General features: G+C 42.0%; 21 protein-coding genes. 11 read left to right on the forward strand and 10 right to left on the reverse strand.

The features are described from left to right. A complete protein-coding gene (gene recB, locus F0227_RS01535) occupies nt 1-3714 on the forward strand; it encodes an exodeoxyribonuclease V subunit beta (RefSeq protein ID WP_171751391.1) in 3714 nt (1237 codons plus the stop codon). Beyond that, complete coding sequence (gene recD, locus F0227_RS01540) at nt 3707-5584, forward strand: exodeoxyribonuclease V subunit alpha (RefSeq protein WP_171751392.1); 1878 nt, start codon at nt 3707-3709, stop codon at nt 5582-5584. The genes recB and recD overlap by 8 nt, the downstream gene beginning before the upstream one ends. Nucleotides 5585-5720: 136 nt before the next feature. Here the strand turns inward: recD and F0227_RS21885 are convergent, their stop codons facing one another. Continuing rightward, nucleotides 5721-5900, reverse strand: a complete 180-nt coding sequence (locus tag F0227_RS21885) for a hypothetical protein (protein WP_253822004.1) — start codon at nt 5898-5900, stop codon at nt 5721-5723. Between the two features lie 279 nt (nt 5901-6179). Next, nucleotides 6180-7517 (reverse strand): amino-acid N-acetyltransferase, encoded by a 1338-nt coding sequence (gene argA, locus F0227_RS01545; protein ID WP_171751393.1) that lies wholly within the window; start codon nt 7515-7517, stop codon nt 6180-6182. A gap of 160 nt (nt 7518-7677) precedes the next feature. On the opposite strand from argA, the gene F0227_RS01550 reads away from it, so the two are divergent. The 4 genes from F0227_RS01550 to F0227_RS01565 all read left to right on the forward strand — a co-directional run bounded on the left by F0227_RS01550 (nt 7678) and on the right by F0227_RS01565 (nt 10614). After that, nucleotides 7678-8109 (forward strand): DUF2850 domain-containing protein, encoded by a 432-nt coding sequence (locus F0227_RS01550; protein WP_171751394.1) that lies wholly within the window; start codon nt 7678-7680, stop codon nt 8107-8109. Then, nucleotides 8099-9277 (forward strand): murein transglycosylase A, encoded by a 1179-nt coding sequence (gene mltA / locus F0227_RS01555; protein WP_171751395.1) that lies wholly within the window; start codon nt 8099-8101, stop codon nt 9275-9277. Before F0227_RS01550 ends, mltA begins: the two co-directional genes overlap by 11 nt. A 90-nt stretch (nt 9278-9367) precedes the next feature. Next, the gene (gene tcdA / locus F0227_RS01560) at nt 9368-10177 is read left to right on the forward strand and encodes a tRNA cyclic N6-threonylcarbamoyladenosine(37) synthase TcdA (protein WP_171751396.1); all 810 of its coding nucleotides are present in this window, start codon (nt 9368-9370) and stop codon (nt 10175-10177) included. Between the two features lie 14 nt (nt 10178-10191). Further along, nucleotides 10192-10614 carry a SufE family protein gene (locus tag F0227_RS01565; RefSeq protein ID WP_171751397.1) on the forward strand — a complete coding sequence of 141 codons (423 nt, stop codon included), beginning with the start codon at nt 10192-10194 and terminating at the stop codon, nt 10612-10614. A gap of 53 nt (nt 10615-10667) precedes the next feature. Here F0227_RS01565 and F0227_RS01570 read toward each other — a convergent pair whose 3' ends face one another. From F0227_RS01570 to F0227_RS01605, 8 genes are all read right to left on the reverse strand, one after another. Next, a complete protein-coding gene (locus F0227_RS01570) occupies nt 10668-11876 on the reverse strand; it encodes a cysteine desulfurase (RefSeq protein WP_171751398.1) in 1209 nt (402 codons plus the stop codon). A gap of 1 nt (nt 11877) precedes the next feature. Then, nucleotides 11878-12474 carry a DJ-1 family glyoxalase III gene (locus F0227_RS01575; protein ID WP_171751399.1) on the reverse strand — a complete coding sequence of 199 codons (597 nt, stop codon included), beginning with the start codon at nt 12472-12474 and terminating at the stop codon, nt 11878-11880. After that, a complete protein-coding gene (panE, locus tag F0227_RS01580; protein WP_345775786.1) occupies nt 12471-13391 on the reverse strand; it encodes a 2-dehydropantoate 2-reductase in 921 nt (306 codons plus the stop codon). The genes F0227_RS01575 and panE overlap by 4 nt, the downstream gene beginning before the upstream one ends. A 78-nt stretch (nt 13392-13469) precedes the next feature. Next, nucleotides 13470-14231, reverse strand: a complete 762-nt coding sequence (locus F0227_RS01585; protein ID WP_171751400.1) for an outer membrane protein OmpK — start codon at nt 14229-14231, stop codon at nt 13470-13472. Between the two features lie 796 nt (nt 14232-15027). Next, complete coding sequence (locus F0227_RS01590) at nt 15028-16377, reverse strand: MFS transporter (RefSeq protein WP_171751401.1); 1350 nt, start codon at nt 16375-16377, stop codon at nt 15028-15030. A 201-nt stretch (nt 16378-16578) separates the two neighbouring features. Then, nucleotides 16579-17127 (reverse strand): peptidylprolyl isomerase, encoded by a 549-nt coding sequence (locus tag F0227_RS01595; protein ID WP_171751402.1) that lies wholly within the window; start codon nt 17125-17127, stop codon nt 16579-16581. After that, nucleotides 17127-17699, reverse strand: coding sequence for a YajG family lipoprotein (locus tag F0227_RS01600; protein WP_171751403.1), 573 nt, complete (start codon nt 17697-17699; stop codon nt 17127-17129). The genes F0227_RS01595 and F0227_RS01600 overlap by 1 nt, the downstream gene beginning before the upstream one ends. Before the next feature lie 130 nt (nt 17700-17829). After that, on the reverse strand, nt 17830-18960 hold the full coding sequence (locus F0227_RS01605) for a methyltransferase (RefSeq protein WP_171751460.1): 1131 nt from the start codon (nt 18958-18960) through the stop codon (nt 17830-17832). 195 nt (nt 18961-19155) lie between these two features. Between F0227_RS01605 and bolA the strand changes: the two genes are divergently transcribed. The 5 genes from bolA (at nt 19156) to F0227_RS01630 (ending at nt 23899) form a co-directional block, all read left to right on the forward strand. Next, a complete protein-coding gene (gene bolA / locus F0227_RS01610; RefSeq protein ID WP_171751461.1) occupies nt 19156-19464 on the forward strand; it encodes a transcriptional regulator BolA in 309 nt (102 codons plus the stop codon). 448 nt (nt 19465-19912) lie between these two features. Further along, the gene (locus tag F0227_RS01615) at nt 19913-21253 is read left to right on the forward strand and encodes a Na(+)-translocating NADH-quinone reductase subunit A (RefSeq protein WP_171751404.1); all 1341 of its coding nucleotides are present in this window, start codon (nt 19913-19915) and stop codon (nt 21251-21253) included. 3 nt (nt 21254-21256) lie between these two features. Then, on the forward strand, nt 21257-22498 hold the full coding sequence (locus F0227_RS01620; protein WP_171751405.1) for an NADH:ubiquinone reductase (Na(+)-transporting) subunit B: 1242 nt from the start codon (nt 21257-21259) through the stop codon (nt 22496-22498). Further along, nucleotides 22488-23264: a Na(+)-translocating NADH-quinone reductase subunit C gene (locus tag F0227_RS01625; protein ID WP_171751406.1), complete on the forward strand. Its 777-nt coding sequence runs from the start codon at nt 22488-22490 to the stop codon at nt 23262-23264. Before F0227_RS01620 ends, F0227_RS01625 begins: the two co-directional genes overlap by 11 nt. Further along, nucleotides 23264-23899 carry an NADH:ubiquinone reductase (Na(+)-transporting) subunit D gene (locus F0227_RS01630; protein WP_171751407.1) on the forward strand — a complete coding sequence of 212 codons (636 nt, stop codon included), beginning with the start codon at nt 23264-23266 and terminating at the stop codon, nt 23897-23899. The genes F0227_RS01625 and F0227_RS01630 overlap by 1 nt, the downstream gene beginning before the upstream one ends.

Below are 23899 nucleotides of genomic sequence, written 5' to 3' on the forward strand. Positions count from 1 at the left end.
ATGAATAGTAAACAGAAACCAATGGCCACATCGTTAGATACCATGACATTTCCGCTTCATGGGGCTCGTTTAATTGAAGCCTCTGCGGGAACGGGAAAAACATTTACCATTGCAGGTTTATATTTGCGATTGTTGTTAGGACACGGCACAGAGAGTAGCCGCCATCAAATGCCGTTAACGGTAGAACAAATTTTGGTGGTGACCTTTACTGAAGCCGCCACCGCTGAGTTACGTGATAGAGTTCGTTCTCGAATACATCAAGCTAGAATCGCGTTTCTTCGTCATAGCAGCAACGATCCTGTTATTGCACCGCTGCTGCTGGAAATAACGGATCATCAATGGGCTGCACAAACCTTACTTAATGCTGAAAGATCCATGGATGAAGCGGCAATCTTTACCATTCACGGTTTTTGCCAAAGAATGCTGACTCAAAATGCGTTCGAGTCCGGAAGTCGCTTTAGTAATGAATTTATTACTGATGAGAGCAAGCTGAAACAACTGGTTGTATGTGATTATTGGCGACGTTATTTTTACTCACTACCTAAAGCTCTGGCGGCGGAAATTGATAACCTTTGGGCATCTCCAGAGGCGCTATTAAAAGAGGTTGGATCATACCTAACTGGGGTGCCGGTAACCTTAACCGTACAACCGATGGTGGGTACTCTAGAACAACTCCATCAGCAAAACCTCAATGTTATTGAGCAACTTAAAACTGAGTGGCGTCAGGCCAGTCATGATATCGCTGATGTTATTACTGCCTCAGATGTGAGTAAGCGTACATTCAGTAAAAAAAGCCTACCAAGCTGGATTGAGGAGTTAAATCGATGGGCAAACAGTCCGACTACGGATTATCGGCTTTGTGACAAATTAGTAAAGTTTCGCCACAGCTTCCTGATTGAGAAAACCAAGCAAGGAGAAGTGGTTCCTTGTCATCCAGTTTTTGATTCCATAGAACAGTTTTTGTCTAATAAACCGAGCATCAAAGAGCCGCTAATTGCTCATGCAATAGAGTATTGTCGGCTAAGGTTAGCGGAAACGAAAAGGGATAGGCAGTGGCTCTCTTTTGATGACTTGTTGACTCAGTTGTCTGACGCAATCAACGGTGATGAGTCTGGTCAATTAACCAGTAGAATTAAACACTTGTATCCTGTCGCTATGATTGATGAGTTTCAAGATACCGACCCACTTCAATATCAGATTTTTAGCCGCATATATTTGCAAGATACACGCTGTGGATTATTTATGATTGGTGACCCTAAACAAGCGATTTATGCTTTTAGAGGGGCGGACATATTTACCTACATTCAAGCAAGAAATGAGGTGGCAGACCACTATACACTTGGCACAAATTGGCGCTCTTCTGCTGATATGGTTCAATCAGTCAATCAATTGTTTAAGCAAGCCGATTCACCTTTTTTGTATGATGACGATATCCCTTTTATTGAAGTCTCTCCAAGTAAAGGGGCAGAGGAGCGGAGTTGGTGCTACCAAGATCAGCGCCAAGATGCGTTGACATTTTGGCTACTTGATAGTGATAAACCGTTAGCAAAAGGTGACTACTTATCGCAGATGGCCCAATCGACCGCGGTGAAAATAAAGTCAATATTAGACAGCGCAGAGAACAACAGTGCCTACTTCAGTGGTGGGAAAACAGCCAATAAAAAGAAGGTTGAGGCAAATAATATCGCGGTACTGGTGAGAACGGGCTCAGAAGCTCGTCTGGTTAAGCAGCAACTGGCGAGTTTAGGTGTCTCTAGCGTCTATTTGTCCAACCGAGATAGCGTGTTTGTCAGTCCTATTGCTCAAGCAGTACTGCGAATTCTCAATGCGGTATTAAATCCTGATGATGATAGTGCGTTGCGAGCGGCGTTAGCCAGTCATATTTTTGCTTATACTAGCGTAGAACTTGATGCGCTTAATGTTAGTGAGTCCAAGCTAGAGCAACAAATTTATCAGTTCCAGCAGTTTCATAAACTTTGGAAGCAGCGTGGTGTTATGCCGATGTTAAGAACGGTTATGACACAGTATCAAATTGCAGAAAATATACTGGCTAGAGAATTTGGTGAAAGAGAGTTAACCGACTATCTGCACTTGAGCGAACTGCTGCAGCAAGCGTCTACAACGTTAGATAGTGAATATGCGCTATTGCGCTGGTTTAGTGATCAGATTGAGCAGGCACAAAGTGGCGCCTCTGGTGTTGTTGATGATCAAATTCAGAGACTGGAGTCGGAGAGAAACCTTGTACAGATCGTCACGATTCATAAATCCAAAGGGTTAGAATATGATCTGGTCTTTCTTCCTTTCCTAAGCGCTTATCGAGAGGCTCAATCAGGCAAGTATTATGATTCGCAACAAAAACAAACCATAGTTGATATAACCAATCAATCCGCCTCTATAGAAAAGGCCGACAAAGAGCGGTTGGCTGAAGATCTCCGCTTACTGTATGTTGCGGTTACTCGTGCGGTATATGGCTGTTTTATTGGTGTTGCCCCCTTAAGAAAGGGACGCTCAAGTAGAGATCCTAGTAGCGCACATTTAAGCGCTATTGGCTACCTGATACAAAATGGTGAGTCGCTGGCGAGCAGTGAGCTAAATCTATGCTTACAAAAATTCTCGGCGAGTTACTCTGATGGCATCACAGTAGAGCAACCTGCGGAAATAGTCGATGTTCAACCTCATGATTTACCTGAACAAATAGGGCTTTTTGATCATGATGATCTTTTTGCCCATGGTAGTGCAAAAGGTGGTGAAATCTATCGTGCCAACCAGCTGAAAAACGAGATAGACAGACAGTGGCGTATCACCAGTTATTCCGCTCTAGTCAAGCAAGGGCACTCAAGCCACAGAGCGTTGGCGGAAACGATTATCGATACTCAAGGGGTAGATATTGATGCGATCTCAGATGACGCATTGGAGTCTGAAGAGGAGCAAGAACTGTCGATATATACTTTTCCTAAAGGGGCGAGGGCAGGCACCTTCTTACACACGTTATTTGAACAGATCGAGTTTACTTTAGCCGCGGATAGTAGCGAAACTACCGAAGTGATTATTAAACTGCTCGATGCTGAGCAGCTTGAGCGCCACTGGTTACCTGTGTTGCAAAAATTAATTGATGATGTTCTCAATACTCACTTAAACCGTGCTCAACCAGACGATAACCCGCTGCAGAGCCCGCCGTTAGCAACTCATTTGCAGCTTGGTAAACTTGCTTCTAATCAAAAACTAGTAGAAATGGAATTTTTGCTACCGATAGTCTTTTTGTCATCGTCTCATTTGGCCCACTTAAGCCAGCAGTATGATCATATATCTAAATTGGCTGGTGAGCTTGGATTTCATACTGTTCAAGGGATGATAAAAGGTTTTATCGATTTAATTTTCGAGCATCAGGGAAAATTCTATGTACTGGACTGGAAGTCAAACTTTCTTGGCGATCAAAGCTCAGATTATGGCCTTGAAGCATTGGAACGAGCAATGGCTGAGCATAGATACGACTTACAATATCAAATATATTCACTAGCTTTACATCGATATCTTAGTTCGAGAATAACGGATTACGATTATGATCTTCATTTTGGTGGCGTGTACTATCTGTTTTTGCGGGGGATAGAAAAACAGGGCAGCAATGGCATCTTTTTTCAAAGACCGGATAAAGCATTCATTCAGGCACTAGATGCCTTAATTGATGCAGATACGCAAGGAGAGAGCAATGCTTAGTTTACTTGAGTCTCTATGCCAAAAAGGCACTCTTCGCCAGCTAGATTATCAGTTTGCTAAATTTATTGCCTCTATGGAACATCACCACCCACAGCCAGTTGCTCTGCTGGCTTGTGCGGTCAGTCATGAACTTGCAAAGGGTAATATTTGTCTTAATGTAGAACAGTTTAATGTCGCCGCTTGTTTTGGCTTGTATGGTGAGAGAGCGAAAGAGATCGAGCAGAAGTCCGAAAGCATTAACTGGCGGGAGATTGTCACTTCCTCTTCGACGATCGGGGATGGTAAAGGGCAGCAGCCTCTGGTCTTTGATGGCAAAAGAGTCTATCTACAGCGCTACTGGTATTATCAGCAGCAGTTAGCGTCTAAGCTGAACCAGTTAGCTCAACCTATCCCTTTAACGCAAAGCGAGATGCTTGCTTTATCGGCTACTTTAACGACACTATTTTCAGATTCAGAGTCGTTGAACTGGCAAAAAGTGGCAGCAGCCGTGGCATTGACGCGTCGACTTGCGGTTATTTCTGGTGGCCCTGGAACCGGAAAAACCACAACAGTAACTAAACTGCTTTCTGCGATATCAGAGCAAGGTTTAAATCAAGCAGAGGCACCCGTTATCAAATTGGTTGCGCCGACAGGGAAAGCGGCAGCAAGACTGACCGAATCTATTGGTAATGCGGTTGGAAAGCTTGGATTGTCTGACGAAGTGAGAGCGCTTATTCCTAACAGCGCTACCACCATACATCGATTGTTAGGTGCAATGCCGAATCGGGCTGAATTTCGACATAATGAGAGTAATCCTATCCATGCTGATGTTTTGGTGGTGGATGAAGCTTCTATGGTGGATCTCCCTCTAATGTATAAGTTGCTGGATGCGTTACCAAGCAACGTGCGCTTAATCTTATTAGGGGATAAAGACCAATTAGCTTCAGTAGAAGCGGGAGCTGTGTTGGGGGATCTCTGTTCTTACATAGATCATGGGTATGGAGAGCATCAACACTTCACTCTAAGCCAGTTAACGGGCTATCAGCAGCTTCCTAGTGCTGAAACGACCAACGTGATAGCAGACTCTTCATGCATGCTGAGAAAGAGTTATCGTTTTGATGAGCGTTCTGGTATTGGGCAGCTAGCGAAGCAGATCAATCTTGGTAGCGTTGCTGAAATAAAGTTAATTTGGCAGAAAAAGTATGCGGATATAGAGATGAGCCAGCTTTCTGACAGTAGCTATCAGCAGTTGATTACTCAATTGGCAGAAGAATATAGTGGTTATTTGTCGTTATTATTACAGTCTGATGCGTTGTCAAAAGAGCAGATCGCACGTAAAGCGCTTGCTGAGTTTGCTAGATGCCGTTTGCTGTGTGCTAATCGGCAAGGGCCATTTGGTGTGTCTGGATTGAATGAAAAAATAGAGCAAGCTTTAACCTCGAAGCGTGTTTTACCTAGCCATAAAGAGTTGTGGTATCCCGGACGTCCAATCATGATTACTCGTAATGATCACGGTTTAGGTCTGTTCAACGGTGATATTGGTTTATGCATTGCAGTAGAGGAAGAGGGAATAAGTCGCCTTAAGGTCTTTTTTGAGTTAGCGGATGGTTCGATAAAAGAGGTATTACCGGCTAGGGTACCAGCGCATGAAACGGCATTTGCTATGACTATTCATAAGTCTCAAGGAAGTGAGTTTGAGCATACTTATATAATGCTGCCGGATGAATACACTCCAATACTGACCCGAGAGCTGATCTATACAGGGGTAACGAGAGCGAAGCATCAGTTGACGCTATGCATAAATAATTCCGTATTTATGAGAGCGGTGAAAACCAAAACTGAGCGGTTTAGCGGACTAAAAGAAGCCTTATTGAGTTGTAAAATAAATTAAATTTAGTTTTCTTACATAATTAACGAAATCGTTAACATGATAAACAATGTATGAAATTATGAGCTAATTTGGAAAGGATGAAAAAATTAAAGGCTTAGGAAAACCTAAGCCTTTAATAACAAAGTTTTATTTTACTTTATGACACGTTTTCAGAGAAGGAAACGTGTTTTATGCTGTGTCTTCTCTGACAGTGCATAATCATTTTCTTGACGCTGTCGCTTACAGGAAACACACAGTGTACATTCAATCCATTGAGAAAATCATTTTCGGCCATATCAATAAAACTCTGGACCGAGTTACATATAATCGTTCTCATAGTTTACCGCTCATCAAGATTAAACTGATACTCTCTTTGAGTTTTGTGATTGTTCAGAGGCATGTTTAGATACTATCTTGAGCCAACTGAGCAACACGAATTTTAACAGTAATTGTACAAAAATATAGCAAAAAATGATTTTTTCTTATTATATTTGGTCGCAATTAAAGTAGGTGAATGATTTTAAATATAATTTATATACTTGAGTATTACTTGAGTATAACGCCACTCGGGTATAAATCGGCTCTGAAGTCTGTTTCATTAGTCAACTTGCCAATGCTAGACATCTAATACAAGGATTTTCGAACGACGTTGAAAGTTATAAAGGTCCTGTTTTTTCATCGGCAGTTCGGACACGTCAACTTCATAGAAACCTTGTTCTCTAAACCAATGTAGGCTGTGGGTGGTTAAGACGAAGATCTTGTCGAGTTGCTGCAATCTTGACTGCTGCTTCATCTTGTTGAGTAGATCCACACCTCGGTTACCATCGCGGTAGTCTGGATGAATAGCCACACAAGCCATTTCAGCCATTCTTTCCTCTTTATATGGATAAAGAGCTGCACAACCTATGGTAAGGCCATCTTTTTCCGCAATAATGAATTGATGAATTTCTTGTTCTAGCTGTTCCCGTGAACGACGAACTAAAATGCCTTGCTCTTCCAACGGACGAATAAGGGAGAGGATGCCTCCAATATCATCGATTTGAGCATTACGAATTCGTTCCGCGCTGGCCATCACCACTTGGGTACCTATGCCATCAATGGAGAACAGTTCTTGAACTAGTGCTCCATCTACTTTGTAGCTGATTAAGTGGCTGCGACGAACCCCTGCACGACAAGCGGTAATAGAACCTCTTAAGAACCGTAGTGTTCCAGAGCTATTATCTTCAGATAATGTCTCTTCCGCTTCTAATGTGTGAAGGATCTCTTCAGCGTGGTTAGGAAGAAGCTCGGGAATAACTTGTTGCTGCTCATCTAATATGCCAAGTTCAGAACAGAAACCAATTAATTTATCTGCCTTTAGGCGAATAGCAACTTGAGTTGCAACCTCTTCAGATAGCAGGTTAAAACTTTCACCGGTGACCGAACCAGCTACAGGCCCTAATAGAACAATTGAACCATGATTCAGAGCTTGATCAATGGCTTCAGTATCAATTCGTCTGACTCGCCCGCTATGGCAGTAATCGATGCCATCATCAACCCCTAATGGCTGTGCGATCACAAAGTTGCCGCTGACAACATTGAGTTGTGTTCCCGCCATTGGGGTATTATTCAAACTCATGGAGAGACGCGCTGAAATGGTTAGCTGCAATTGGCCAGCCGCCTGCATAACCATATCTAATGTTTTTTCGTCGGTGATTCGAACACCATTATGGTAAGGCGTGACATAATTATGTGTATCTAGAATGCGATTAATTTGTGGTTTAGCACCATGTACGATGACGATTTTAACGCCAAGGCTATGTAATAGAGCAATATCGCTGATAATACTGGTGAAATTATTGGCATCAACCGCTTCTCCTCCCAGCATTATTACCATGGTTTTGCCTCTGTGGGCATTAACGTAAGGGGTAGATTGTCTAAAGCCTTTAACCAAGGCAGTGTTACGTATTTTCATCTCACCAACCGAATGAATTAATATCTAGATATAATGAATTATAATGCATGCCACTTCAATGGCTTTTTGCATCTAGCGATGCTTTGACGGTAAAAAGCTTACCATCCCTTATATTTCTGTATTAATATGCTGCGAATCCATAATTAATAACGTATGAAATATGAACGAAGAATTCAATGAAAAGCAATTAAAGAGTGAGCTAAGAATTAAGCGAGCCGTGATTGCAGTGGTTGTGATTTTGTTGTTGTTAATTGTGTCGGTTGCCAGTGTATTGATCAGCCGACAGCTGGATAGAAACATTGATTACTCAACCATATACGGTGTATGGGATGAACAGGATGTCCCTGAGTATGACAAGGATACATTTGCCGTTCGTGAAGAAGGTATTTACATTGATGAACGAATCGTGGATACCCACTACTCGTTTGATGGTAGTACACTCATTTATCACTACGATGAAGATGAATATATTTATATCATTAAAGATGAAAAAAACACCGTGATGCAAAGAATTGCCCCTTTGCATTATGAATCAGTGTTTCATTTACGTGGAAAATACCGCCCCGAATTAGACCAGAGCAATGAAGAATAATCTTCCCGCCACCGTTAGGAAAAAAATAGTGCACAAAATCGTCATCCCCAGTGTCTGCTTAGCCTTGTTATTTGGTTGTGCAAAAAATACCGATCTCGCTCAACAGTATTCAGATCAATCATTTGAGAATACCCTGAATAAGACGGAGGCTATAAGTAGCAATACACCGAGAAGTTTTGCGACTTTTTCTCAGCAAGCAGAACAGGTGGTGATTAACTCTCCTTCATTGGCGACAAAGTATCAGCATCTGTACGAACAATTAAACAATTGGGTATTACAGAGTGGTCGCCCAGAGGATCTGGCTGGTTACGGTGTACAGAGTGCACAACTTGGAGGGGGGGATAAGAAAGGAAACGTACTTTTTACTGGATATTTTTCGCCAGTAATGGAGTTAAGACACCAAGCTGATGAGACTTTTAAATACCCTGTTTATGGTTTGCCTGAATGTGTCGAAGAGTGCCCAACGAGAGCCGAGATTTATGCGGGTGCGTTACAAGGGCAGAACCTAGAACTCGGCTACGCATCCAACATGATTGATCCCTTCATAATGGAAGTGCAGGGCAGTGGATTTGTACATTATGATGATGACGATACCTTGCAGTACTTTGCTTACGCAGGAAAGAACAACAAAGCGTATGTAAGTATCGGTAAAGTGCTAATCGATAAGGGTGAAGTGGCAAGAGAAAACATGTCACTCAAAGCAATTAAAGAGTGGGTAATGGCTAATGATGAACAGACAGTGAAAAGTTTGTTAGAGCAGAACCCTTCTTTTGTTTTCTTTGCCCCTAAAGAGGACAACGCTGTTCGTGGAACGGCTGGTATTCCTTTGCTTCCTTTAGCATCTGTGGCTGGTGACAGAGAACTATTTCCAATGGGAACACCGATTTTAGCAGAAGTCCCGCTCATCAATGCGGATGGTACTTGGAGTGGTGCGCATCAACTTAGACTACTCATTGTTCTTGATACGGGTGGAGCGGTTAAAGATAACCATTTGGATCTCTACCATGGTATGGGGGCGAGAGCAGGAACAGAAGCCGGGCATTATAAGCACTTTGGCCGGGTGTGGAAGTTAGGACTAACCGGTACCCCTAGTGAGTCACCATGGTTTACAGTAACAGAAGCCAAGCTGGCAGAAATAGAACAGCCATTAGTTAACGATGATAAGTAGTGTAAGGTTAACTAGGGCCTAGACATTTTAATAAAGAGTGCGTATAAAACGCGCTCTTTCTCGTTAAACATAACCAAGTGATGATTAATTATGCGTGATGTTGAATCCCCTGCCTCTGAAAGCCATCAACAAAGATTTGGCGGCACTCGCCGACTATATGGCATATCAGAAGTAGAGATATTTCGGGCTGCTCATGTCTGTGTTATTGGCATTGGCGGAGTGGGATCATGGGCTGCTGAAGCCTTGGCGCGTACAGGTATTGGAGAGATAACATTAATTGATATGGATGATATCTGCGTAACCAATATCAACAGACAGATACATGCTATGTCTAACACGGTCGGTCAGAGCAAGATTGAAGTGATGCAGCAGAGAATTGAGCTAATAAATCCGGACTGTAAAGTTAACCTTATCGATGATTTTATTACTCCAGACAATCTGTCGGAGTATATAACTAAAGATTTTGATTATGTTTTGGATGCGATTGATAGCATTAAAGCAAAATCGGCATTACTGGCTTACTGTAAAAGAAATAAAATTAAAGTGATTACTACTGGCGGAGCGGGTGGTCAGATTGATCCTACTCAAATTCAAATTGCTGATTTAGCCAGAACCATTCAAGACCCATTAGCGAAGAAAGTGAAAGAGAATTTACGTCGCTTTTACTCTTTTAGCAAAAATCCTCAACGTAAGTTTGGCATTGAGTGTGTCTTTTCTACCGAGCAGTTGAAATACCCTCAGCCAGATGGTTCTGTTTGCGGGGTAAAATCAACCGCAGAGGGACCCAAGAAAATGGATTGTGCGAGTGGTTTTGGTGCAGCAACTGTGGTGACCGCGACGTTCGGTTTTGTTGCTGTATCTCGTATCGTAGCCAAACTAATTGAAAAACATAAAAAGTAAACGACGAAGCAACGATGATGACGAATACTGCTTTTGGTAATGAAATTACCGCTAAAACCATTGTTGATACAATGCAGTCCTTCAATCACTGGGAAGACAAGTACCGTCAAGTGATTAAGTGGGGGAAAATGCTGCCCATGATGGATGATAGTTTTAAAACCGAACAGGTCATGGTAGCGGGCTGTGAAAGTCAGGTTTGGCTCATCAGTAAACAGAGCCAGAATGTTTGGTATTTTCAAGCTGATTCTGACGCCAGAATTGTGAGAGGATTGATTGCGCTTGTCATGGCTGCATTTAATGGAAAAACCAGCCAAGAAATCCAACAATTTGATGTAGAAGACTATTTTGAAAAAATAGGTTTAATATCACATCTAAGCCCGTCACGAGGCAACGGACTGTATGCGATAGTGGAGCAGATTAAAAATCGAGCTCAGTAGAGCTACTGCGTGGGTATTTTGCTGCACGCTGTTGCCTGTTTATCTCTTCTAGGCTAAAGCATATCGACCGCTTTTTTTACGGCTTTAACTAACTTATCTACATCTTCTAGCGTGTTATAGATAGCAAATGATACACGCACCGTTCCTTTTATTCCTAGTGCGTCCATAAATGGATGAGCACAGTGATGCCCTGAGCGCACTGCGATACCTTGTTGATCGAGCAGGGTATCGATATCTTGATGATGAACGCCATCAATCGTAAAACTAATAATGGCTCCATTGGGTTGATAGCCAATGATATTGATATCTTCGATGGCCGATAATTGTCGAAACGCTTCGTGCTGTAATGAGTGCAAGTGTTTTTCTACTTGGGCTAAATCAAACTGTTTTAACCAAGTGATGGCAGATGCCAGTGCGATTGCACCAGCAATGTTTGGTGTTCCGGCTTCAAATTTACCCGGCAAAGAGGAGTAGGTTGTTTTTGTAAAAGAGACCTTTTCCACCATTTTGCCACCACCGTGCCATGGCGGCATTTGCTCTAGTATGGATAGTTTTCCGTACAGTACGCCGATTCCAGTTGGAGCATATAGCTTATGGCCGGAGAAAAGGTAAAAATCAGCTCCTAATTCTTCCAGATTAAGCGGTTCGTGCACAATACCTTGAGCTCCGTCGATTACAGTGATAGCGCCCACCTCGTTCGATAAGGCGATGATCTCTTCAATCGGGTTACGAGTCGCCGTCACATTGGTAATATGAGCAACGGCAACGATCTTGCTTTTATGGGAAAGTAGATGTTTAAACGCCTGCATATCCAGAGTGCAGTCGCTAAGCATCGGGATTTTTACCACTTTCGCTCCCGTCTGCTCTGCGACTATTTGCCACGGTACAATATTGGCGTGGTGCTCCATCTCGCTCACCAATATCTCATCATCTGGCTTTAGGGTATTTCTTGCGTAGGTTTGAGCAATCAAATTGACCGATTCTGTTGCTCCTTTTGTCCAGATAATCTCTTTACTGTAACGAGCGCCAACAAATTGCTGAACAATTTCTCGGGCTGACTCAAATGAGCTGGTTGCTTGGGCTGTTAACTGATGGCTGCCACGATGCACATTAGCATTTTGATTTTGATAGTAATGTTGAATAGTGTTGATCACATGATCGGGTTTTTGGGTCGTTGCAGCACTATCAAGATAAGTTAAATTCGTCTTGTCTTTGGACGTTAGCGCTTTAAATTGGTTACGAATTGAGGATATATCTAACATTCTATTTGCCCAGAATATGATAGTGAAGAGTTGGCAGGGTAACCATGGGTTCTGCAATTGACCAAGCGTGCGCTTTTCCTGATAAAAGAATGATGATTTCCATCGCAAATTCTATCGCGGTGGCGGGGCCTTGGCTGGTGATGAGTTTATGAGTGACATCGATAGTGACACGTTTAGGTCGCCAGTTATTCGCCGCAATATCAGATTGAAAATTCGGATGACAGGTCATTAATGCATCGGGATAGAGGTTGTGAGTTTGCAATACAATAGCAGGTGAGGCGCAGATAGCGGCGACCCAACGACCATCGTATTTTTGTTGTTTGATCATCTCTATGAGAACAGGGCTATCTCTAAAGTTTTCCGCTCCTTCAACGCCACCTGGTAGCGCGATGACGTCAAACTCTTCATCAGCAATATCCACTAATTTACAGTCTGCTGTTAAGGTCACACCTCTTGACGCTTTCATTGATAATTTGCCGTCAAAATCAGCACTGGCAACGGTTACTTTGTACCCAGCTCTAACTAGGACGTCAATAATGGTTATTGCTTCCATCTCTTCTGTTCCAGGAGCAACTGGAACAAGGATACTATGGCTCATGAGGTTCTCCACAAATCTTCGGTCTGTTTTATCTTATTATATAGCGACAAATTGGTGTCTACATTAAGTTGATGTTTTTTGGCTGTGCGGCATAGGTAACCGGTAATATAATCTATTTCGGTTGTTCTATGGTTCAGAACATCTTGGTGCATGGAAGAATAATTTTCTGACGTTGCCTTGATGACCTTATATACCGTTTCCAGCAGTGTATCGGTCTCTATATTTATTTTCTCGGCTGTTATCACGGCAGATGCCTCTTCAACAATCGTCGAAATTGTATGCTGGTACTTTTCTTTGGCTAATACTCCATTTTTACACTTTTCTATTGCTGTTAATGGATTAATGGCACAGTTAATGACTAGCTTTTGCCATAGGCTTTGGCGAACATCGTCGCTCCATGTAACTTCGGCAAGAGCGTGTTGAAGTACGGGCTGCAAAAATTGACACTGACGACCTTTTTCATTGTGCCCTCCGAGATGGGTGACGCCTTTACCAGTATGATAAAATTCCCCATGACCTTTCTTTAAGCATGCATGAGTTGTCGTCGCCAACACAATTGGAGAGTGTTGAAAGAGATGGTCAATCTGTTCGACAGCCCCCATACCATTATGCATAAAGAGTAGAATGGTATCGGGATGGAGTATTGTTTTCAGCGGTAAGATCGCTTCTTTAACTTGCCAAGATTTTACCGTGACTAACACCATATCGGCTTGAGACAACACCTGCTTGTTATTCACTGGAAAATTTACAGTGGCTGCTTGGTCTAGGCGGATACTTTGATTAGAAGAGGTTGGATTTCTTAACCAGAGACTGACGTTATGTCCGGCATTATGTAAGTAGTTGGCCCACAGTGAACCAATTGCCCCTGCTCCTAAGATGGTGATATTCAATGGAACGTTCTCTGATGATGTTTGCACAAAGGATAGCGATAGGGAAATGGAATGCAATAAAAAAGGCGCTTAAATGCGCCTTTTTTGTCCGTTTTTTACAGAAACTTAGAAAGTGTACTGTACACGATATATTAATAAGTCTTGGTAATCTTTACGTGCTAGTTTGTTAACAGTAAAGCGGTATAGCACACCCGTTGACCAATTTTCGTGGAAGTTCCACATAGCATTTAAGCTACCATTTAGACCCCAGCTCTCGCTGCTAGTGCTTTGAGCTTTAGAATAAGCATCGTTACGTGCAAATTCGTATTCACCCCAGCTTGAGAAAGTAAATTTCTCACCAGCGATCTCAGTGGCATAGTAACCTACCCAACCAACCATGCCGCCATTGGCACCAGTGTTATCTTTGGTGTTGATTTGGTGGGCACCAATAAATGGTGTAAAGCCCCAACCGTCACCTTTTAAGCCAGTGTAGCCTAAACCAAGAACACGGTTTTGCTCGTGGAAGTTTGATTTATCTGCATCGGTATTATAAACCTGAGCGTATAAACTAACGCCTGATTCAGTTAGGTTGTAGTGAATGGTTCCTTTTGCTGATGCACCGCGGTCATCACCAGCACGATCAACACCTTCATAGTCATAGAAACCGTAGATTTGACCCCAGTCGAATACAGCACCACCGTCAATACCAATTACTGCTTGGTTACGTTTGCTAATATCTCCACCAAAGTTATCGTCATCATTACCAAAACCTTGGTCCCATACTTGGTAGTCAACATACATGCTACCAAAACCAAATAGATACTCTGCTTGAGCTGGAACTGAAGCAGCTGCAGCTAAAACGCCAAGTGCAATAATTGATTTACGCATAAAAGGATACTCTTTTCAAAAATGTGAATTTAAATATAGCGGATCCTTCCGTGACCTGCTTATTCCATAGGCGGCAAATAATAGCGATAAAAGTTCAAATTAAAAGTGAGTTTTAATATAAAAGTGGAAATAATTAGTGATCTGGATCTTATTTCTTTGATCTATTTTGTTATCGTTGAGTAATTGGTTTTGTTTGCATAAAAGTTGCATTGTAAATGTGATTTATGTCCCATTATATTTCTTATTGATATAGTTGTTGTTAAATATAATTCATATGTATATTTTGTTGATGATATGCTTTGTTTGCACTTAAGTGTTTGTTTCGTATGTGCTTTTGTGTTTTTGTGGCGTTTGTTGTTTGCTGAGTTTTTAATCGTTAACCATAATTGTTGTTTTTGTAAAAGCAAACGTATTTATTGAAAAGGTGATCTGTGTTGCTTGTTTTGTTTATTGTTATTTATATCAATTACTTAGGTAAAATATATTGATATTTACTATTAATAATTGATTAGAGTAATAAAACTAAAATGAGTGTTATATATATAATTAAAATAGGTAGTGTTATTTTACTAATGAGGAAGTCAGCTTGTTTTATTAATTTAACGGATTAAATAGGCTAAGAAATAAATAATTTGTATGAGTGATATATAACTGGAGAAATTGGAGAAATTTTAGACATTTGTGCAACAGGTAACATTTTCATTATCCCAAGCTAGCTAGATATGCCACCTCAGGAGCGTGGAATCTTGCTACGGTGAATGGGGTTTCTACCGCAGCAAGATAGATTAAAGTATGACTACTCTTTCTGTGAACGAGCTTTTTCTAAGATATCGGCGAAATAGTGACGCAACGAATAGAGCATAACTAAGCTTGGAATAACCATTACGGCAGTAAGAACGAAGAACAGTGGCCAGTTGTTTAAATAGTCAGCGAGTTCACCACTGAAAGAGGCTAAGGTTGTCCTGCCAAAATTGCCAAGAGATGCAAGGAGCGCATATTGAGTGGCAGAAAAGGCTTGTCCAGTCAGTACTGTTAGGAAGGAGACAAAAGCGACGGTTGAGAATGCGGTAGTAAAGTTATCGACTATGATAGTGGCTAAGAACAAGTGTTCATTAGGACCAACAGAGGCTATCCATGCGAACATTAAGTTACTGGATGCCATGGCGATCCCACCGATCATCAGCCCACGTATAATGCCAAATTTAACATTAAACATGCTACCCACAAGGGTAAAGAAGATAGTCACCCACCATCCCAACAGCTTTGAATAGTGACCGATTTGCTCATTGCTAAAGCCAACTTCTTTATAGAAGGTTATGGACATTCTGCCTAAAAAGGCTTCACCGATCTTGAATAAAAATACAAACAGCAGCAGTGTGACGGCAACTTGAACACCATTCCTTTTAAAGAAATCGAGAAATGGTTCAATAACCGTAACAGTAAACCAAGCGCCTATCCGAGAACCAACGACTTTGCTGTGTCTTTGCTCTGCTTTCTGTTGTAAGGCTTCCCTGTCCGTTTTAGGTTCACCCACCAGTAGGGTAAATATGATTAAAACGGCTAGCACTCCTGCCATACCATAAAATACACCGTTCCAGCCAATGCTGTCGGCATTGATAAAGGCGAGATAACCTGGCAGTGAATAACCTGTCCACCATCCCATTACTGCCATTGCAGATGCTTGAGGGAGTTTACTTGACTGAGATTTTGGAAATGTATCGATACGGTAGGCATCAATAGCGATATCCTGCGTAGCAGAAGCGATAGCAATGCCGAGAGCCAGCATCGAGGTAAACATCAAATCGTTAGCAGGGTTCACTCCCGCAATAAAGAGCGTGCAGATCAAAATGACAAATTGGCATAGTATGATCCAGCTTCTTCTCTGCCCTAGTGAACGATGCAGTAGAGGGAGCTTCACCCTATCAACAAGTGGCGCCCAGAGAAAATTAATGGCGTACACGGCGAAGACAGAGCCAAAGTAACCAATTGCGGCTCGAGTTAGCCCTGCATCTTTTAGCCAGCCAGACATATTAGAGCCAATTAGCACCCACGGAAAACCGCTTGAACAGCCGAGCATGAATACCCAGATAAGTTTTCTGTCTAAATAGCTTTTGAATGTCTCACGCCAAGACATTTGCTGTGTCATCAAACACTCCTTGTTACACCTATCACAGGTCGTATTGCGAAATTAAACCATAGCAACTATTTATGGCTAATGTCGTTAAATTGATAACCAAAACAGATTGAGTGGGTACTCACTATAAAGAAGTGATGAACCACAGGGAAACGAGTTGGTTATTAAGATTAAAAAAGGCCGATATATTATCGGCCTATGGGTAGGATGGTTTTATTTTTGTACGGTTACTTTATTGATAACAATTGCGGTAGCCGGTACGTCATGATAACGCCCAAAAGATTTGGTTGGTTGTTTAGCCATAGATTGAACGTTCTCAAAACCTTTCGTTACTTTACCAAATACGGCATAACCCGGATTGCCGCCTTGTTGATAATCTAAAAAGTCGTTATCGGCATAATTTATGAAAAACTGTCTAGTCGCTGAATCTGGATTTGATGTTCTTGCCATGGCGATTGTAGCGACTTTATTTTTTAACCCGTTGCTGCCTTCATTCTTAATTGCTGGATAAGAAGGTTTCGATTTCATATCCGTATCAAAACCACCTCCTTGAGCCATGAATGTCGGGATCACGCGATGAAAAATGGTACCTTCATAGCTTCCATCTTCAACATACTTAAGAAAATTTTCTGTCGTCACGGGAGCATTTTCTGAATCTAACTCTACGGTAAAATTACCCTGAGTGGTTTCAAAAATAACGTTAGGAGCCGCCATTAAAGAGGCGCTAAATAAGCATGCTAGGGCGATAATCGTCTTTTTCATTAGAAGCGTTCCTTCATGTAGCTGTTTAATTCTTTATCGGTTGCAATTTCAGCGAGAACTAAGTTGGTAATATTATTGATGACTTGTTCAATTTCAGCATCTGAAGCACTAAATGTCCCGCTTTTGCTTGCGGTACCATTGAATGTTTTAACCAATTTACCTTCTGGTGTTTCAGCGGTGATTTGAAGCGTCACCTTTGCGTCCATCTCATTGGACATTACACTGTGCTTAACATTGACCAATAACTCAACAATTTCCAATGTAAGCGTGTTTTGACTATTAACGGTGATTTTATAGCCTTGAGACAGTAATTGATCAGTCAGTGCGGACTCTAACGTGATGCGCACGTTCTGTTTTGCATGTACGGGTTGAATATTGTTTCGGCCAGTATCAATAAGTGCAACATATTGGGCTGAGCGCACGTCTCTGCTGTCTAGTGAGACGGCTAGGTTATCAACTACTCTGTTTTGACTCGTGGTAGCGTTAGGCATGAAGTTGACTTGTGGCTCTTCTGGAGATGATGAACATGCGGCTAACAGAACCAGAGAGGCTGCGAAGATCAATTTTTTCATGGTTAATTTCCTTTATGTTTTGCTCGTGCCTAGATTTTTCTCAATCCACACTCATTTGAACACTATACGGGCGTATGGATTTATAACCTAGGCTGTATTTTGCTGTAACAGCTCAATAGGGTGTATTCTACTATTTAGTTGCTTGTAAAATAACAAATTTATTGTTCGATGCAATCAGTGAAACCTTATTGTTTCCAAATAGCCTCGTCAGTTTCTTATCGTAGCCTAGGTGACGGTTACCGATAACCAATAATTTACCATCAGTGTTAAGAACATGCTTAGCGTCACAGAACATCTGCCAAGCAATATGATCCGTTATGGCATTTTGTTGATGAAACGGAGGATTGCAGAGCACGAGATCAGCACAACTTTTGTCAAAACCATCTAAACAGTTGTTTGCAATGCAGTCTATTTCTCTGTCGCTTCCTAGCGCAGATGTTAAGTTGATTCTTGCTGATTCAACCGCCATAAAGCTTTCATCAACAGAAGTAATCTTAGCTTGAGGGTTTAATTGCCCTGCTTTAATAGACAAAACACCGTTACCGCAGCCTAGATCTATTATGTGTTTAATGTCAGGGCTTGCTGGGATGTGTTGCAGCATAAATCGAGCACCTAGATCAAGACTCTCTCCTGAGTAAACATTGGCAAAATTCTGTAGCGAGTAGTTTTCTCCGTCAACATGCCACTCAACGACAGAAGGAGCTTCGGCTGGATTGATATTATCTGCACGACTAAAGATGAGTCGATGCTTTTTCTTGGCTAAAGAGGTTGTTGTAGTGCCCAGGTGCTTTTCAAAAAGAGCTAAGGTTGAGTTATGAATATCCTTCGCTTTATTAACGGCAATGACTGGACAGTCTTTCCTTATACTTCTCTTTAACTGAGATAACTGCCAGGTTAGTAAGCGGTTACTTTTGGGTAGTTGGAATAGCACCAAATCAATATTGTCAGCGATATTGTCTAAGCAGTGCATAAACTGGATGTGAGGTGATTGGTTTCTTTTTAAATTGTTAAGCGTACCTTGGTGAGAAATGTAAGAGTCGCTCATTAAGGTGACATTGTGCTTTTCGGCAAACCAACAAGAAAGAGCACCGAAATGATCGTTGAGTATGAGAATATTTCGCTGCTCTTTGAGGTCCATCTCTTCAACGTAGTGAATTAAATATTCATCACCAGCATCCCAAGCTTGAAAAGATTCATTTGCTCGTTTAGGGAAACGCAGCAGCGTCAATATGCGTTCATTATATGTAAACTGTGTTTTAATTTCGTTCATTTATAGGATCGGTACTGAAAGTATCTGTTTATTGTCTCAAAAGTGCTGTAAACAGTGAACCAAAAATTACATAGTTGTCTACGGTGCTTTTTTGTGATGGTAACGTAAGCAATTACTCATAATTAGGTATTAAGGTCGTATAGAATGATAAGTATCATTACTCGGCTAAGGTTTAGAGATAAAAACATGCTACAAGAACAGATAGAAACCAAACTACACAATGCGTTTTCGCCAATTTATCTTCAAGTTATAAATGAAAGTTATATGCATAATGTACCGGCAGGATCAGAAAGCCATTTTAAAGTGGTGGTGGTCAGTGATGACTTTGACGGAGAGCGATTAATTAGTCGGCACCGTAAAGTTAATCAAGTTTTGATGTCGGAGTTGCAAGAAAATATACATGCTCTTTCCATTCATACCTATACTCAGTCAGAGTGGAAAATTGAAAGCGGCTTGGTCCCTGACTCTCCGAACTGTATGGGGGGCGGAAAGTAGCCAGTCAATAATGCATCTGAGTAGCGGTGGCTACTCGGTTAACCTGCTGAAGGTTGAATTTCATCTAGCACATACTTATTTCAGTAACAATGTAAAAATGTTCAGTATTATTAACAAAAATGCAAGATATAAAGAAATGCGATGAGGTAATATATAATGTTTTTTAACAATTGTGCTTAACTTCAAAGTTATTAGGATTAGATCCCATTCTGAACGAAATGTGCATAAGAAATAGTGTTTATCAATAGGATTGGTATTGGCGTCTAGACAACAAAAAATGCTAAACTACCGAACCTGAAAATTCTTCTTACATTTTATGTAAAGAGAATTTTAACGAAATGTTGCGATTTTGGTGCCAAAGAAGCGCCGAAACCGGACACAATTCATGTCGTGTCTATAAGTTACGCAATTAAAGAATCTTTTTTCCGATAAAATAGTGCAAGTGCGTATGATTACAATAAAAAAGGGTTTAGACCTTCCGATCTCGGGAGCTCCTGCCCAGGTGATTAATGACGGTAATCCCGTCAAAAAAGTCGCCTTGCTAGGCGAAGAGTACGTGGGAATGCGTCCAACAATGCATGTCCGCGTAGGTGATGAAGTGAAGAAAGGGCAAGTTCTTTTTGCAGATAAAAAGAATCCTGGTGTTATTTTCACTTCACCTGCAAGTGGTAAAGTTATCGAAGTAAACCGTGGTGCTAAACGTGTACTCCAATCTGTTGTGATTGAAGTAGCCGGTGAAGAGCAAATCACGTTTGATAGCTATGCAGCCAATGAATTAGTTTCTCTTGATCGTGATGCGATTAAAAAGCAACTGATTGATTCTGGCATGTGGACTGCTTTGCGAACTCGTCCGTTTAGTAAGGTTCCGGCAATTGATGCCCACACTAAAGCGATCTTTGTCACTGCAATGGATACAAATCCATTGTCTGCTGATCCTGAAGTGATAATTAATGAACTATCTGACGCCTTTGTGGCAGGGTTGGATATTCTCTCCCGTCTGTCTGATGACAAAGTGTATGTATGTAAGAAAGGCACAAGCCTTCCTAAGAGCAACGCCTCTAATGTGGAAGAGCATGTGTTTGACGGCCCTCACCCTGCAGGGTTAGTCGGTACACATATGCATCATCTATATCCTGTTAGTGCAGAGCATGTCGCTTGGAGCATCAATTACCAAGACGTTATTGCTTTTGGTCAGTTATTCTTATCTGGTGAAATTTATACTGATCGCGTCGTGGCATTAGCGGGTCCTGTTGTGACTAACCCTCGTTTAGTCAGAACGCATATGGGTGCATGTATTAATGATATCGTTGAGCGCGAGATCATGCCGGGTGAGGTACGTGTTATCTCAGGTTCGGTGTTGTCTGGTGTTCATGCTCAAGGGCCTCATGCTTACTTGGGTCGTTATCATCAACAAGTCTCTGTACTGCGCGAAGGCCGTGAAAAAGAACTGTTTGGCTGGGCGATGCCGGGCAAAAACAAGTTCTCAGTAACGCGCTCTTTCCTTAGCCACCTGTTTAAAGGTCAGCTTTTCAATATGACGACATCACTGAATGGTGGTGAGCGTGCCATGGTGCCAATTGGTAACTATGAAAAAGTGATGCCTTTAGATATGGAGCCAACGCTTCTCCTTCGTGATTTATGTGCTGGCGACAGCGATAGCGCTCAACGCCTAGGGTGTTTAGAGCTAGACGAAGAAGATTTGGCATTGTGCACCTATGTATGTCCGGGCAAATACGAATTTGGCGTCATGCTTCGTGATGTTCTGGATACGATTGAGAAGGAAGGGTGATCCATGCTTAAGAAATTATTTGAGGACATAGAACCGCATTTTGAAGCGGGTGGTAAACTTGAAAAGTGGTACCCACTTTTTGAAGCAACCGCAACTCTGTTCTACACCCCGGGTACAGTAACCCAAAGAAGTTCACACGTACGTGACAGTGTTGACCTTAAGCGCATCATGATTATGGTGTGGTTTGCCGTGTTCCCAGCAATGTTTTGGGGCATGTACAACTCTGGTCATCAAGCTGTTGTTGCTTTGAATCATATGTATCAAGGCGCGCAATTGGCAGAAGTCATTGCGGGTAACTGGCACTATTGGTTGGTCGAAGCTATCGGTGGTACGGTGAGTAGTGAGGCGGGCTGGGGCTCGATGATGCTACTTGGTGCAACTTACTTCTTGCCTATCTACGGTGTGGTATTTGCTGTTGGTGGTTTCTGGGAAGTACTGTTCTGTATCGTGCGTAAACATGAAGTGAATGAAGGCTTTTTTGTTACTTCTATCCTGTTTGCACTGATTGTTCCGCCAACATTGCCACTATGGCAAGCAGCACTGGGTATTACTTTTGGTGTTGTTGTCGCTAAAGAGATATTTGGTGGTACTGGGCGTAACTTCCTTAACCCTGCATTAGCTGGTCGTGCTTTCCTATTCTTCGCTTATCCTGCACAAATTTCGGGTGACGTTGTATGGACAGCAGCAGATGGCTTCTCTGGTGCAACTGCATTAAGTCAATGGGCGAATGGTGGCAGCGGTGCGTTAATCAATAACGTCACTGGCGATACCATCACTTGGCTTGACGCTTTCATCGGTAACATTCCTGGTTCTATCGGCGAAGTTTCTACCTTAGCACTTATGATTGGTGCTGCGATGATCGTTTACATGGGCATTGCTTCATGGCGTATTATTGCTGGCGTTATGCTGGGTATGATTGTTACTTCAACGCTGTTTAACGTTATCGGCTCTGACACCAACCCGATGTTCCAAATGGCTTGGCATTGGCACTTAGTGCTTGGTGGTTTTGCATTCGGTATGTTCTTTATGGCTACGGACCCTGTATCCGCATCATTTACCGATAAAGGTAAGTGGGCTTACGGGATACTAATTGGTCTTATGTGTGTGTTGGTTCGTGTGGTTAACCCTGCGTACCCAGAAGGAATGATGCTAGCAATACTATTTGCTAACCTGTTTGCACCACTGTTTGACTACTTAGTAATTGAGAAGAATGTGAAGCGGAGGCTGGCGCGCTATGGCAAGTAATAACGATAGCATTAAGAAAACGCTGTTTGTTGTTATCGCATTGAGTTTAGTGTGCTCAGTTGTCGTATCGGCAGCCGCAGTATTCTTACGCGATAAACAGCAAGCAAACGCAGTTTTAGATAAGCAGAGCAACATTGTTGAAGTTGCGGGTCTAACTGGAAAAGAAGGCTCTATCCCTGAGTTATTTGCTCAATATATTGAACCTCGTTTAGTTGATTTTGCCACAGGTGATTTTGTAGACGGTGATGCCGCTACATATGACCAACGTAAAGCGGCAAAAGAAACCAAAGGTGATGTATCTATCAAGCTTAGCTCTGATGAGGATACCGCTAAAATTATTCGTCGTGCCAATACAGGCCTTGTTTACCTTGTAAAAGAAGATGATAAGATTTCGAAAATCATTCTTCCTGTTCATGGTAACGGTCTATGGTCAATGATGTACGCATTCGTTGCCGTTGAAACCGATGGTAATACAGTTGCGGGTATTACTTACTACGAGCAAGGTGAAACTCCTGGGCTAGGTGGTGAGATTGAAAACCCTCGCTGGCGTGGTCAGTTTGTTGGTAAGAAATTGTTTGATGATGAAGACAAACCAGCAATTGAAATTGTTAAAGGCGGAGCACCAGCGGGCTCAATGCATGGTGTAGACGGTCTATCTGGCGCTACATTAACAGCGAACGGCGTGCAAAATACCTTTGATTTTTGGTTAGGTGATATGGGCTTTGGTCCTTTCCTTGCCAAAGTTCGTGATGGAGGACTGAACTAATGTCAGCAGATATTAAAGACATGAAAAAGAACCTTCTTGCTCCTGTAATGGACAACAACCCGATCGCCCTACAGGTGTTAGGTGTTTGTTCTGCATTAGCGGTAACTACAAAACTAGAGACGGCGTTCGTAATGACCTTAGCGGTTATTTTTGTAACCGCATTCTCTAACTTCTTCGTTTCGGTTATCCGTCACCACATTCCAAACAGTGTGCGTATTATCGTACAGATGGCGATTATTGCCTCTTTGGTAATTGTTGTCGATCAGGTATTGAAAGCGTACCTATATGACATCTCTAAACAGTTGTCAGTATTTGTTGGTCTTATTATTACTAACTGTATCGTAATGGGACGTGCGGAAGCATATGCAATGAAGTCTGCGCCGCTACCATCATTGATCGATGGTATTGGTAATGGCCTAGGTTATGGTTTCGTATTAATTACCGTAGGTTTCTTCCGTGAGCTGTTTGGCTCAGGAAAACTGTTTGGTATGGAGGTTCTTCCTCTCGTTTCTGAAGGTGGTTGGTATCAACCGAACGGTATGATGCTTCTAGCACCATCGGCCTTCTTCTTGATTGGCTTTATGATTTGGGGTATCCGAATCTTAAGACCTGACCAGATTGAAGCGAAGGAGTAG

It is taken from the genome of Vibrio sp. 99-8-1, from assembly GCF_013114595.1.
In the GTDB taxonomy this organism is placed as follows: domain Bacteria; phylum Pseudomonadota; class Gammaproteobacteria; order Enterobacterales; family Vibrionaceae; genus Vibrio.